Annotated in this window: 9 protein-coding genes and 1 riboswitch; of the genes, 2 read left to right on the forward strand and 7 right to left on the reverse strand. The window is 58.8% G+C overall.

Annotated elements, in window-relative coordinates; all coding sequences use genetic code 11:
• Nucleotides 1–32: 32 nt before the first annotated feature.
• From DKK66_RS13470 to DKK66_RS13485, 4 genes are all read right to left on the reverse strand, one after another.
• Nucleotides 33–401: a response regulator gene (locus tag DKK66_RS13470; protein ID WP_062790120.1), complete on the reverse strand. Its 369-nt coding sequence runs from the start codon at nucleotides 399–401 to the stop codon at nucleotides 33–35.
• Complete coding sequence (locus DKK66_RS13475; protein WP_165494176.1) at nucleotides 398–2,086, reverse strand: ATP-binding protein; 1,689 nt, start codon at nucleotides 2,084–2,086, stop codon at nucleotides 398–400. Before DKK66_RS13475 ends, DKK66_RS13470 begins: the two co-directional genes overlap by 4 nt.
• 264 nt (nucleotides 2,087–2,350) lie before the next feature.
• On the reverse strand, nucleotides 2,351–3,172 hold the full coding sequence (locus DKK66_RS13480; RefSeq protein ID WP_131358942.1) for a hypothetical protein: 822 nt from the start codon (nucleotides 3,170–3,172) through the stop codon (nucleotides 2,351–2,353).
• 408 nt (nucleotides 3,173–3,580) lie between these two features.
• Nucleotides 3,581–5,170 carry an EAL domain-containing protein gene (locus tag DKK66_RS13485; RefSeq protein WP_207389783.1) on the reverse strand — a complete coding sequence of 530 codons (1,590 nt, stop codon included), beginning with the start codon at nucleotides 5,168–5,170 and terminating at the stop codon, nucleotides 3,581–3,583.
• Between the two features lie 694 nt (nucleotides 5,171–5,864).
• On the opposite strand from DKK66_RS13485, the gene DKK66_RS13490 reads away from it, so the two are divergent.
• Both DKK66_RS13490 and DKK66_RS13495 read left to right on the forward strand, forming a co-directional pair.
• On the forward strand, nucleotides 5,865–7,832 hold the full coding sequence (locus DKK66_RS13490) for a lipopolysaccharide assembly protein LapB (protein ID WP_131358945.1): 1,968 nt from the start codon (nucleotides 5,865–5,867) through the stop codon (nucleotides 7,830–7,832).
• 1,571 nt (nucleotides 7,833–9,403) lie between these two features.
• A complete protein-coding gene (locus DKK66_RS13495; protein WP_131358948.1) occupies nucleotides 9,404–10,072 on the forward strand; it encodes a BRO family protein in 669 nt (222 codons plus the stop codon).
• On the opposite strand, the gene DKK66_RS13500 is transcribed toward DKK66_RS13495, so the two are convergent.
• The 3 genes from DKK66_RS13500 to DKK66_RS13510 form a co-directional block, all read right to left on the reverse strand.
• The gene (locus DKK66_RS13500) at nucleotides 10,069–11,256 is read right to left on the reverse strand and encodes a DUF1501 domain-containing protein (RefSeq protein ID WP_131358951.1); all 1,188 of its coding nucleotides are present in this window, start codon (nucleotides 11,254–11,256) and stop codon (nucleotides 10,069–10,071) included. The genes DKK66_RS13495 and DKK66_RS13500 overlap by 4 nt on opposite strands.
• A 21-nt stretch (nucleotides 11,257–11,277) precedes the next feature.
• Entirely contained in the window at nucleotides 11,278–12,720 is a 1,443-nt protein-coding gene (locus tag DKK66_RS13505; RefSeq protein ID WP_242673495.1) for a DUF1800 family protein, read from the reverse strand.
• 108 nt (nucleotides 12,721–12,828) lie between these two features.
• Nucleotides 12,829–13,164, reverse strand: coding sequence for a hypothetical protein (locus DKK66_RS13510; protein WP_045846113.1), 336 nt, complete (start codon nucleotides 13,162–13,164; stop codon nucleotides 12,829–12,831).
• Between the two features lie 179 nt (nucleotides 13,165–13,343).
• A riboswitch (TPP riboswitch) is annotated at nucleotides 13,344–13,435 on the forward strand.
• Nucleotides 13,436–13,457 lie beyond the last annotated feature (22 nt).

Below are 13,457 nucleotides of genomic sequence, written 5' to 3' on the forward strand. Positions count from 1 at the left end.
TGGTTATTCTGCGGGTGTTTGCCAGCACAACATCACTTGATGCTGTCCAGCGCCGCCACCAGGCTGTCGCGGGTCAGCGGCTTGGTGACAATGGCGTTGAAGCCCGCTTGCAGAATGGTTTGTTGCTCGTCGCTCATGGCGTGTGCGGTGTAGGCAATCAGGTGCAGGTTTTGCCAGCGCGGCTCCTGACGCAGTTGGCGGCACAGTTCGATGCCGCTCATGCCCGGCATGCTGATGTCCAGCATCACACAGTGGTAATCGTGCTGCTGCAGATGTTCCAGTGCTTCGAAGGCGCTGGCGGCCTGATCGGTCTTCCAGCCCATGCGTTGCAGAAACAGGCCTGCCACCTTGCGATTGATTTCGTCATCATCAACGACAAGAATGGTGTCCAGCTTGCTCATGCTTGTTTCCCTTCCAGCGGAATGCTGACGTGAAATACTGTTCCCACGCCGACTTGTGATTCGAAACTGACCTTGCCTTCCATCAGCCGCACCAGCTCCTTCACCAGTGCCAGCCCCAGGCCGGAGCCGCTTTGCGCCCGGGTGAGGAAGGCTTCTGCCTGACGGAATTGCTCGAATACCAGTTGTTGCTGGTCCGCCGGAATACCGCAGCCGGTATCGCGGATAGCCAGCTGCAACTGGTGGGCGCTCACCTTGGCCGTCACCTGTATGCTGCCTTGTTCGGTAAACTTCACTGCATTGTGCATCAGATTGTTCACCACCTGCGTCAGTTTGGTCTGATCCAGCCGGAAGTGTTCCGGGCAGCCAGCGGCCTGCTGGTAGTCAAATTCCAGCTGCAAACCCTTGCCTTCCGCCTTGGGCCGGAACAACTCCACCGTGTCACGCAACATCCGCGCCAGATCCACCTCCACCATTTCCATCGGCATGCGGCCGGCCTCGATGCGCGCCATGTCCAGAATGGAGTTCACCAGCGTCAGCAAATGCTGGCCACTCTTGTGGATCATGCTGGCGGTTTCCAGATCCCCCGGGTCACTCAGGGTGGCTTGCAGGAATTCCGAGCAGCCCAGAATGCCGTTGAGCGGGGTGCGCAACTCGTGCGACATGTGCGCCAGGAATTCCGACTTCATGCGGTTGGCCGATTCGGCTTGCGCCTTGCTGTTTTTCAGCCGTACCGCCATCTGGTACATCACGAAACCGGCGGCACAAATCAGCAGGCTGACTACACTGGCCACCAGGAAGTAAGCGTTGCGGTGTTCGTAGTAGTCGGCCATGGCTTCGCTTTCGCCCACTCCCATCAATACGGCAAGCGGATAGCCTTCCACCGCACGGAAGCTTACGGTGCGCTGAATCTGGTCGATGCTGCTCAACTGCTGGTACTGGCCGTGGTCCTTGCCCGGCCATTGCCTGAACAGCCCGCTGGTGTGGATGTCCATGCCGATGCCGGAGCTGCCTGCGCTGGTACGGGCCCGGACAATGCCGTCCTGGCCTACCAGGGTCACCACCCCGGTCTTGCCCAGGTGGAGGTCCTTGTAGAAGCTGGTGAAGTAGAAGGGGTCGACCGATACCACCACCACACCGCCAAAGCTGCCATCCGGCTTGTTGATGCGGCGGGTGAATTGCAAGGACCATTTCTTGGAAGCACGGCCCTTGACCGGCTTGCTGATGAACAGCTGGCCATTGTCCTGGCCGATATGCACCTTGAAGTGTTCCCGGTCACTCAGGTCAACCCGCTTGAAGTTGGGCACGCTGGACATTTCCAGCATGCCGTCCGGGCCGATGATGGCAATCTGCACAAACAACTGGCTCTGGATGATGCCCTGCTTGATGTAGTGCGGCAGGTCCATCTTGTTGCCTTCGGACTCGTACTCGTACTTCAGGAAAAGTACCGACTGGTCCACCGCGCGGATGGTGCGCGAAATGTGTTCCTCGAACACCCGGACCAGGTTTTCGCTCTGGCGCTGCATTTCGCGCTGGCTGCGTACCTTGTCGGTATTCACCTGCCACAACACCGCGCTCCAGATCATGGCAATCAGGAACAGGCTGAACAATGGAATCATCCATTCCAGGTTCAGCACGCCAAGCCCGTGCTCAAACAGCCGGGTAACGCCCCGTTTCTCTTGTTTCATCTCTCTCCCGCCCGCAGTATCCGCAGGCAACCAGAATCTTGTTTTATCCATCTGGCAGGTACTGCAAGAACCGACAGGTAAACGTCACCCTGTCCTGATGCCTTGCTGTCATGCGCTGTGTGATCTGGTTTGCACCACGGTATGTTTTTCAGCTTTGCGGCATGCTACCTCGCCTGCTGTATGGCGTACTTTGACATAAGGCATGCTCCTGTCTTTTATAGGATTCATCTTTAAAAACCGACAGGAATTTCAAGCAATGACTATTTAAATCACCGCCCACAAGGCCAGCATCACCCCGATGATCAGCACGCCCATCAGGATTTGCGAGGTATTGCGTTCCTTCTGCAGGGCCGACTTCATACTGCTGTGCGCAGCCTCCAGCCGATTGACCTTGTCCTCCAGCGCCACGCGCGACTCGTCCTGCATGGCCAGCGATTGCAGCATGGCTTCGCCGCCCACCTCCTGGATATGGTCCTTGTCCCACACGCCCAGCAAGCGGTTGATCTTGTCCTTGAAAAACAGGCCGGTGCGTTGCGCTGCATCCTGCCAGTCAAACTGGAAACCCTGGCTGGCGTAAAAGGCGTTGCGCCGCAGCTTTTCTTCTTCGCTGGCATTACCGGTAATGGCAATCAGGCCAGGGCTGATGGCGTAGTCCGGGTAGGCGCCCTTGACCCAGGTGATGGTCTGGGCAAACAAAAAGGTATCCAGCCCGAGGTTCTGAAAAGCCTCGGTGCAGTTGATGCCGTTTTTGGGGCCGAAGGTAACCGAACGGCTGGGGTGGTCCACCCGCACCCAGGCGCAGTTGTAGGCAACGTGGAAGCGGGCATCGTCATTGGCATAATGCTGCCACTGGCTGCCTTCTATCCTGGCAAAACCACGAAATTGCAGTCGGAAGAAATCTGATTGACTTGTCATGGCACGGCTGCGATGCAGGATGCCATAGACCGGTGCCGAGCCTGCGGTCAGGGTAAGCACGGATTCCCCCAGCGGCATGGCCAGGGTGGCGAGGGTATTCTCGCTTTCCGGGGCGCGCAGCTCGGGCTCGGGCGGCGGGGCCGGTTTACTGGTATTGGCAGGCGTGTTCATGCGCTAATCATAGCGTACTCATGCAACAGCGTTGTGCAGGAAATCCTGAAATCGGTGCATGAAGGGCGTGCTATTGGTGCGGCGCAGCAAAAATTGTCTGGTTTTACTGACGATTTATCCCGAAAAAAGCTGGCACGGTGTTTGCATAGTGGTAGGGGCATACCCGGTGGCGCCGGGTTTGCGAGTGAGTCTGTCCCGTTGCAATCTGCGGCTTTAATCGTGCATCAAGCCAGGCCTGGGCAATTTGCCCAGGCCCTTTTTTTGTCTGCATATGGCTGCAATGCTTCGCCAGTTCTCCACCGTGTTGCTGGCTGCCAAGCGCCATCAACCGGATAACAAGGTCCTTGCATCTGGGCCCGGCAATCGCCGTGCTTGTCTTTCAGGTGGAAAAAGCCTTATCCCGCTGCGCTAGCAAGAGGCGCTGGACTGAAGTTTGTGCAGCTGCTGTTCCAGCGCCACCACGCGCAGTGTCAATTCATGCTCGGTCGTGACATCGGAAATGATGCCGTACCAGGCCAGCACCTCGCCTTGTCCGTTCAGTGATGGAAAGGCACGGCTGCGCATCCAGCGCCAGCTGCCATCCGGCCACAAAATGCGGAATTCAATCAAAAACGGCTGCTTGCTGGGCAGGTGCTTCAGCCAGGTTTCGCGTACACGCACCCGGTCATCCGGATCCATCCGCGCCAGCCAGCAAGCGTGACGTTCCTGATAACTGGCATCTGCCGGGCAATCGACGAATTCACCCATATAGTCAACCAGCCCGTCGCAATTGGCGCGCCAGGTGACATTGGGGCCCAGCTCCAGCACTGTCCGGAAGTGGGTTTCGCTTTGCCGCAACTGGCTCTCTGCCTCTACACGGCTGGTAATGTCCACCAATACCAAGGACACACCCAGCGGAAGTTGCTGGGCATCGACAATGCGCTGATGGGCAATCAGGAAAGTCGTACCGCTGGGTTGATGGCGGTACTCGGTGGTTTCACAGACTTCACCCGCCATCACCCGCACCAGCACCGCCATCAGGTTGGGGGTCATTTCATGGCCGAATATCTGGCTGGCCGGCTTGCGCAGAATGTAGTCCAGCTCCACACCCAGATAGTGGGCCAGCAGCTGGTTGGCACTGACAATGCGCATCTGGCAATCGATGAAGCACAAACCAACCGGGGAATCTTGGTACAGCGCTTCCAGCTGGTGCAGGCGCTGGAAGGGCGACAGGTCCAGCGTGGTCTGGGTTGGCTCCACGCCCCATTGCTGCAACAACTGCAAGGCTTGTGCCGCTGGCACCGCAGGGGACCACAGAAAGCCCTGTCCGGCATCGCAACCCAGTTTGCGCAGTACGGCGGCCTGTTCCGTGCTTTCCACGCCTTCGGCCACCACGGTGAGCCCCAGGCTTTGGCCAAGCCCCAGCACGGCAGTCACGATCCGCAGCGATTGCGTATCGCTGCTTAAGGCCGCCACGAAACTGGCATCAATCTTCAGTTCATCAAACGGTAGTGAATTCAGCCGGGTCAGACTGGAATAGCCGGTGCCAAAATCGTCCAGCGACAGCGCCATGCCGTGTCGTTTGAGGTCATCCAGCACCTGCTGCACCGAGGCGTTATCGTGGAACAGCTCGCTTTCGGTGATTTCAATCACCACCCGTGACAAGGGAAAACCACTGCTACCCACGGTGTTAAGCAGGTCGCTCACCAGTGTCGGTAACAAAAACTGGCTGGGTGCCAGGTTGAATGCCAGCGAGAACTGACCCGGCCAGCTTGCCGCCACGCGGCAGGCTTCGCCCATCAGTTGCAGCAGCAGGGCATGCAACATGCCGCTGCGCTCGGCCAGCGGAATGAAAATGGCAGGGGAGACGCGTCCATATTGCGGTGAGTCCCAGCGCGCCAGCACCTCGAAGCCACAAACGTGTCCGTTGACCAGATTCAACTGGGGCTGGAAGGCGGGCCAGAATTCACCAGCCGCCAGGCCATGCCGCAAGGCGGCTTCGGATACATTGTCGGTCACATTATCTCCCCGTTCTTCCTCTGCAGCGTGAGGACGTGAGAAACCACAGCATCATCAAAGTATTCTATGGTAATTGACTACTTTACGTGAGCTTGATTGAGCGGTGGGACGGTGACGTATTTGAATCATGCATCGGGCGGTTGTGGAGCAGGGGGAGCCCGCTTCGGTGCTGACTCACTGTCCGGTCATTCCTGTCATCTTCACCATCACAGTAAAACAGGTTGTATCCGCTAATGCGGATGGTGATTTGGATGCCGCTTCCGCGCGGCGGACGGGAATGAGGGCTTGCCTGGCCAAGCCCTCATTCACCTCCAAGGCCACCCCACAAGCATGGCCTGCGGCTACCCGACAGGGCCCGACCGGTGCGAGGCGCGCCTGAACTCGCGATTTGCTAACGTCAAATCGCTCAGACATTGCAGGCGCTTAAAACCTCGCCCCGGCCACCCATCGGCATGCTTGATGGGGCCCAGTGGGCGCGTTGGTGCGGTGCTTGCGGTAGCGAAGTGCGGTGTAGATGGGGTGCTGATTTAGGCTAGGGATATGTTAATGCCATTGTGTTAGTGTGACGGGTGTCGGCCAGAAGCGGCTATTGATCGATTTTGCACAGACCAGAAATTTATGAGCTGCATTAAGCGAATGCTCTTAAATGGCGATATTTACTTCTTGTTCGCGGTCATATCTTCACAAACAATCCATGTTCAAACGCATCCTCTCCGCCTTGAGCGGCAAAAAATCTCCCTCATCTCAGGTGGCATCTGTTACCCCCGCTCCTGAGGCTAATAACGAACCCATTACGGTCTATGACGCCTACGGTCGTGAAATCAATATCACGCGCAGCGAGTGGCGCGACAAAGTCTTCCTGCCGAACCTGCAATTGAAATGGAATGAAGCAGGTGAAATTTATAACCTGATCATCTCTGGTCTTAATGATGGTTTCGCGGTAGACCTGCTGCCGGCAACTGAACGTTTGCTGGAGATTGACGACATCCCCGAGCGCAGCTACACGATCCGCGGCATCGTGTTAATGAAAAACGGCCTGTTAAACGAAGCAGAAGACGTGTTACGCACAGGAATAACCAAAGCTGGCGAAACTGCTACTCTGCTGACAAATCTGGCCAAGGTATTTGCCGAACGTGGCAATCAGACCCGAGCAGATGAAATCCTCTGGCAAGCGCTAAAAACCGATCCGAATTTGGAAAATGGCCTGCTCTGGTGGGCCTCTGTCCAGCGAGAGCGCGGTGGCGAAGCTGGTTATTTGCAGGCGCTACATAGTGTCGCAGCGCTGCCCGGTAGTTGGCGCGCGAAGCTATGGTTGGCCCGCCATCATCTAGAACGCGAGGAGACCCAAGCAGCCCGTGCACTATACGTCCAAGTACTGACAGATGGCCTGTATGATGGCAGCTCGCTGATGATGATCTCTGGCGACTTGGGTAATAACGGGCAGATTCCGCTGATTTTGGAGCTGATCGGCCCAATCTACGACGAACACAAACACGACCCAATGGCAGGTCTCAACCTGCTGAAAGCCTGCCTTGAGCTCGGCAAGGTGGATGAAGGTGATGCTCTACTCTCCCGTATGTATGCGCTGGGCTTGGTGCCTTTCAAGCAGTACCTCGACCAATTCGCACAAGCCTTTCAAGAAATGCGCGAGCAGGCTGCACAAAGCATGCCGGTTGATCCGGATAATCTGAAAGTCACCACCCTTGCCCTGAGTCAGCCAATATGGCACTACGGCCTGCGCAATGCGGACTGGCTCTTCGCGCAGAAGCCTGAAAATGCGCCGAAAGTTGGATTCTTCGCACTTTCAAAAATCATGGATGGCAGCGAACGCGTCGAATCTCAACGCGAAGACGATCTTGGCCGCCTCTCTCGGGCCATCCCGCTTTATCTAGCTGAGGCTGTACATTACTGGAGCGACTATGCGACTAGCTGCTACATCATGATCGTTGAAGGGGGCGGGCCGGTTGTATCGGGAGGTGAAAACGATGGTAATGCACTCTTCGACTTCGTGCCGCCCGAGATGAAGTATTTCGTAACCGGGGAAATTGGCAGTTCCGGTGAGGGTGATGCCATTCAATGGCAGATTTCCCTGAGTCTCTGGGACTGCAGTACCCGCGCTAAACAAGCCAGCGAAAGCGGCAAGGCGACTCAGGCAGAACTCGGGGCCATGGTACTTAAACTGGAGAAGCGTCTGTTGACCCGTATCGGCCTCAAGCGTGAGCAAGCACTGGATACCTTCTATCAACACCCCAACGCCGAGGTTATGCTGGTTTATCTGACCGAGCTTGGACAGGCATTCATGCTGACGCTGCTAGCTAACAAGCACGTGCCCAAGTCCGGCTTGTGGGGCGAGCGCGCCATGCTCGAATGGCCGCTCAATATGGCGCTTCATTGGCCTACGGTAGAAATACCAAAGCTGATGTATTTTTCCGGGCTGGGCAAAGCGCTCGATTACAAATCCGACGTACTTCCCGAGTACAAGGAACGCAGCATGCAGTTGCTTCGTGAAGCCGAGAGGTCGAACAGCCACGCAACACGACTGGCACCACTGGTGTGGAAGATATTCGGCATGTCGGACGAGCTTCAAGCACATATGGACGCTCAGTCGACTGATGCCACCCCGGAATATCAGGCGTGGCTGCAAAGAGTGTCAGAGCAATAGAGAATCGTCTGTCTCGCAGGGCAGACCAACTCGCTTCACTTCAAATTTTGAATGACAGCTTTCTGCAAGCTCGACAGTCTTCAATCGGTCGAAAGCAGAATTTTCACATTCAGTAGTTTTGATTCGGCACACGAAGCCACCCACATTGCTTGATTTTCCACCGCACCAACGCGCCCCTTGGCCCCGTCAAGCATGCCGACGGGTGATGCTGCTGCGGTTTTAAGCGGCTGGCTGTCTGAGCGATTGGACCTTAGCCAATCGCGAGTTCCAGCCGTGCCGCAGCAGTGTCAGGTCCCGGAGGGCAGCCGCAGGCCATGCTTGCTGGGGTGGCCTTGGAGGTGAAGGAGGGCTTGGCCAGGCAAGCTCTCCTTCCCGTCTGCCGCGCGGAAGCGGCAATGCAAAACATCATCCGTGTGAGCGGATACTTGCTTCGGTGCTCACCACCTTAAAGCCAACAAAACTCAAAGCAAAATCAACTTCGCGGGTCTCGCCCCGCCGTCGAGGTACTTTCTTTTGCTTCGCCAAAAAAGAAAGTACCCAAAGAAAAGGCGACCCGCAGCGCGTCGAATTCCCGCCCCAGCCGCACCGCTCAGGGCGCGGCCGGAACTTGCGGCGCGCTAGCGTCGCGCCGCTGCGGACAGCCGACCGCTTAAGACCCTGAGCGGCACGTCTGCGTCGGCTCGCGCTGACGGGACTGTGCCAGCTCCGACAGGTGTGTCAGAGAAGAAAATGGCTGTGCTGTTTTTGGGATTTTATTTGGCGCTGGACCAACAGCGGCGGAACGCTTTCGAATAAACGCATTTTCCCAGCTGGAAAGCCACCGCACCGATGCGACCCTTGGCCCCGTCAAGCATGCCGACGGGTGGCGCTGCTGCGGTTTTAAGCGGCTGGCCGTTTGAGCGATTGGACCTTAGCCAATCGCGAGTTCCAGCCGTGCCGCAGCAGTGTCAGGCCCCGGAGGGACGCCGCAGGCCATACGATGTGGTTAGCTTTTCCGTAGTGGGGATCTTTGGCCAAGCAAAGATCCCTTTCCCGTCTGCCGCGCGGAAGCGGCATGTAAATCATCATCCGTGTTTGCGGATGCAAAACCCTGTGATTTCCGCTGCGTAAGCTGGATGCATCTGGTCGGATCGTGGCGGAACGCCCCGGTAATTCCGGGGCTTCCGCCCTACGGACTGGTACTTTGCCAACGCCATGTGCGGTGAGGATTTTTCCTGCAAGGTGCAGGCATGTGCCCGGAGGTGTCAGCGGTAAATCCGAAACGCTGACATACCTGCACATCTTGCCAGTGTTTGCGGCGGTCCTTACCCTTGTTCTCCTGTTGTCAGGTTCTTAGTCTTGGCCTCCTGTGCGTAACAACACAGCATGGGTTTGGCGACCCTGGCATATGGCAGGCAACTGCTCCGGTAGTTGCTTGTTGCACTCGTGTACCTTCATGTCTTCAATGGCGGGCCGGGTGGGGAGACCTTACGGTCTGCCGGGTCCATGTGCCGGTTCGCCAGCCCCGCTTTGGCTTGCCACCCGTCTGGCGAAGGATGGCAATGACTCGTCTGCCACATGGAGCTTCTGACATGAAAAAAGCACCGCCTCTCCGTAGTACCTCCCCGCCCATCCAGTTGCGCTTCAACAAGAAAACCCTTGGTGTCTTTCCATTGGCACAAGGCCCGCGCTTTGTCGCGGCCGATATCGCCAAACTGCTCAAATACCGGGATGAAACCGCCCTGCAAACCGCGCTGGGCAAGAAGGCCGGTTGCCTGCTGACGCCCGCCAGCGGCCCGGCCCTGCTTACCCTGAGCGAAACAGAACTGCGCGATGTCCTGCGCACGTGTGGCAAACCACAGGCCCAACCGCTGCAACACTGGCTGGAGCACACCCTGCTGCCGGTCTTGCACAAGGACATGCCGCCGGGCCACGACAAGCTGCAACTGGCTTATGCCCTGGCCGATGAAGCGGCGCGGCAGGTGGGGCAGGCGGTGTGGGAATCGGTATTGGCAGGGGAGGCGGAGTGGCAGCAGTCGCGCTGGCTGGTTTCCCTGCACTATCAGGCCGAGCAGGGGCAGCGCAGGCCATCCGGCAAAACGGTGGCCTTGCAGACCGAGGTCAGCACGCTGGCGGCTTTGGCTGAGCGCGTGGCGGCGGGCGGGACGCTGCCGGTCAGCACGCGCGAGCTGATCAAACTGGCGGCAGCTTGCCATTTGCGCCTGGCCGAGCGCATGCAAAAGCAGGCGCTGCGGGCTTAGGCGCGTAGCAGCGGCAGCCGGCCAAAGCGCTGGCCGAACAGGCTGGTGGCGTCTTTCCCCCACCAGTCCTGCACCACGGTGCTGTACAGCTGGCGGAAGTCGATGGCGTAGGGCAGGTTGCCGTCGGTCAGCCCGGCCAGCGGGGCGGTCTGGCCGTACAGGCCACCCTTGACGCGTCCACCCAGCAGGAAGTGGCTGTTGGCGGTGCCGTGGTCAGTGCCGCGATTGCCGTTTTCGCGCGGGCGGCGGCCAAATTCGGCATAACTCAATACCAGGGTGTCGTCCCAGCGGCCTTGGGCCTGCATGCGGGCTTTGAGCAGGGCCAGGCCGTCGGCCAGTTCGCCCAGCAGGCGGGCCTGGGTGGGCTGCTGGTTGCCGTGGGTGTCAAAACCGGTAAGGGTGATGCGCGCCACGGCTATACGGGTGCCGTTTTGCAGGATATCAGCCAGGGTGTTGATGGCCTGGGCAAAGCCGCCGACTGCTTTGGGGGGCGCGGTGGGGGCGTCGGCCGGGTTGGCTGGTGGTTTCATCACCGGTTGTTGCAGGGCGCTGGCGGCGGTGCGGATGTCACCTTCCACTTTCAGGATGTGGGACAGCGCGCTGCTGTGCGCGCCGGCTTGCTGGTCCGCTGCCAGCTTGGCCTGCCGGGCAAAGTCTTGCGGATTGTTCAGCACCACGGCGCGGGCACCACCATCCAGCGGGCCCAGGTTCTGGCTGGACAGCACCACGCCATCGGCAGCAAAACCGGGCGGGGTGGGCTGGCTGCGAAACAGGCGGGTGAGCCAGCCTTCGCCCAGATACTGGTTGCTGGCCGAGGCGGTTTCCCAGATTTCGATGGAACGGAAGTGGGACAGATTGGGTTCCGGGTAGCCTACGCCTTGCAGCACGGCCACTTCCTGCTTTTGCCACAGTGGCAGCAGGCTTTGCATGGCCGGGTGCAGGCCCACTTGTTCGCTCAGTTGCAGTACTTGCGGGCGGGCAATGCCGATGCTGGGGCGCAGGCGGTAATAGTCGTCGCTGTTGTAAGGGATGACGGTGTTCAGCCCGTCATTGCCGCCCTTGAGTTCCACCAGTACCAGCAGACGCTGGTAGCCGGCCGGGGCCAGTGCATAGCTGAGATTGGGCAGTACCGATACCAGCAGGCCGGCACTCATGGCTTTGAGAAATTCTCGGCGTTGAAACATGGCAGTGTCCTTGTGGGCGGTTCAGTGCACCTGGTAGGCCGGGTCCAGCAGCAGCGGGGCAATGGCTTGGGCACCATTCATGTCGGCTGGCAGCGGCTGGGCAGGGGGCACGGCCAGCAGCAGGCGTGTGGCATCGGCAGCAGTGTTGACGTGGTAGATGGCGGCCCATTCGTCCGGTTGCAGCTTGATGGGGCGCAGACCGGCCTGCACCAGGCGGCGGATGCGGGCTTCGCGGCCACGTTGTTCGTCCATCTGGCCATCGGCCATGACAAAGCTGTTGCGGATGGGAGCGGCGTCGTGGCTCAGGCGGTCGAGAAACTGTTTGCGGGTGAGCAAGGTGGTGCTGTTGATCCAGCTATCGCCACCGGGCCAGCCCTTGACATTGGGCGGGTTGAACACGTCCTGCCCCAACTGGCGGTTAAGTCCGGCCAGCGCGCGCCAGTCCGGCGGGGTGAGGTCGAAGGTCACCAGCGTGCCCACGGTCAGTTCCACCGGCGATTTCACCAGCTGGCCCTGGCTGTTCCAGAAAGCAGGGCTCAGCAGCATGGCACGCAGCAACGGGCGGATTTCGTAATTGTCGCGGTAGAACAGCGCGGACAGGCGCTGGATGTCGGCCTCGTTCGGAGTGGGGGAAACCAGGTATTTCCACAGCTTGAGGGTGACAAAGCGGGCGGTTTGCGGCTTGCGCAGCAGCATGTCCAGCACGTCGTCGCCATCAAAATTGCCTTGCTGGCCAAAGATGGTCTTGTCGCCGTTGTCATGCAGGTTCGGCCGGTAGACAAACTGGAAGTCCTTGTCCAGCGACCAGCCGGTAAAGGCGCGGGCGGCTTCGCGGATGTCCTGTTCGCTGTAATGGCCTTCGCCCAGGGTGAACAGTTCCATCACCTCGCGGGCAAAGTTTTCATTGGGCTGGCCCTTGCGGTTATTCACCGTGTCCAGGTAGCGCATCATGGCCGGGTCGCGCGCGATGGCGTGCAATAGCTGGCCGAAGTTGCCCACCGCCTGCTTGCGCAGCAAAACATTCTGTTGATATATCAGCTGCGGCACGCCCACCTTGTCCAGGCCGGAAACAAGATGGTTGTGCCAGAACAGGGTCATTTTTTCGGTCAGCGGGCTGGGGCTGATGCGCATTTCTTCCAGCCACCAGCCGCGCAGTTCCAGCGCATGTTCGTTGCGCTCTTTTTGCAGGGCTTTCTTTTCGTCTTCAGTCAGATTGGGTTTGCCCGGTCGTTCAAACGGTTCGTTGACCCAGGCGGGCGGGGCGGTGAGGGCGGTATAGCTGACGTGATCGAGCAGCCGGTCCACCGCCTGCTGGCGACTGAGCGGTGCATACAGGGCAATTTGCGCCGGATTGGCCCCGAAACCGGTACGGGACAGCAAATGACGCGCACCAGCCTCGCCGATGCCGGCCCAGGCTTGCAGCGGCAGCATGGCAAGCAGAAGCAGACGGATGACAATGTTCACGGATGGCCTCGCAGCAAAAACCGGCCCGCAACACGGCCTGGTAGCTGCTGCCAGTGCTGTGGGGGACGGTAAGAATGGGCTGGCGGGCGGCCAGCCCATGGCTGGATTTTACTTGCCGATTTCCTTGCTGACCGTGTTTTCTTCCTGGTTCAGGGTTTTTTGTTCCTGCTTGGTAATGTGGCCGTGGTGCAGGCGGGCATCGGCACGTTCCTGCTGGCGGATGGCGCGGTCTTGCTGGTGCAGTTCGTGTGCTTGTTGCTTGCTGATTTCACCTTCCTTGCGTTCCTGATGGATGCGCTTGTCCTGATTGGCCAGACGGTGGTTCACTTCGGCGCGGCGCGGGTGCTGTTTTTGCCATTCGGTTTCGGCCGATGCGCTGGCGGACAGGCTGGCGAAGGTGACGGCGGACAGGCTGATCAGCATGATGCGGGTAGACAGTTTCATGGTGGTACTCCCTGGGTTATCTGTTGTTGCTGCGGTTGAACAAGCGTGCTGTTGTTGTGAATTCATCATGGCGGGAAAGTGTGTACAATCCATTGTTTGTTGGCGGCAGGGTGTTAATTTTCGTGAAAAACGGGTAACGCCTTGTAAGCGGACATGTCGGCAGGTATCTGAAGGATGCCGCCAATCACCAGGGGTGCCCCGCGCGGGCTGAGAAACACCCTAGAACCTGAACTGGATAATGCCAGCGGAGGGAGCGTGATGCAGAAGGCCAACCCGTCTGTTGTTTCGCTTGC

It is taken from the genome of Aquitalea sp. USM4 (assembly GCF_004328945.1).
GTDB lineage: Bacteria > Pseudomonadota > Gammaproteobacteria > Burkholderiales > Chromobacteriaceae > Aquitalea > Aquitalea pelogenes.

What these genes read in the sequence shown, in the direction of transcription:
- DKK66_RS13470 (WP_062790120.1), bottom strand. Translation starts at nt 401, where the DNA reads ATGAGCAAGCTGGACACCATTCTTGTCGTTGATGATGACGAAATCAAT.
- DKK66_RS13500 (WP_131358951.1), bottom strand. Translation starts at nt 11,256, where the DNA reads ATGTTTCAACGCCGAGAATTTCTCAAAGCCATGAGTGCCGGCCTGCTG.
- DKK66_RS13490 (WP_131358945.1), top strand. Translation starts at nt 5,865, where the DNA reads ATGTTCAAACGCATCCTCTCCGCCTTGAGCGGCAAAAAATCTCCCTCA.
- DKK66_RS13510 (WP_045846113.1), bottom strand. Translation starts at nt 13,164, where the DNA reads ATGAAACTGTCTACCCGCATCATGCTGATCAGCCTGTCCGCCGTCACC.
- DKK66_RS13480 (WP_131358942.1), bottom strand. Translation starts at nt 3,172, where the DNA reads ATGAACACGCCTGCCAATACCAGTAAACCGGCCCCGCCGCCCGAGCCC.
- DKK66_RS13495 (WP_131358948.1), top strand. Translation starts at nt 9,404, where the DNA reads ATGAAAAAAGCACCGCCTCTCCGTAGTACCTCCCCGCCCATCCAGTTG.
- DKK66_RS13475 (WP_165494176.1), bottom strand. Translation starts at nt 2,086, where the DNA reads ATGAAACAAGAGAAACGGGGCGTTACCCGGCTGTTTGAGCACGGGCTT.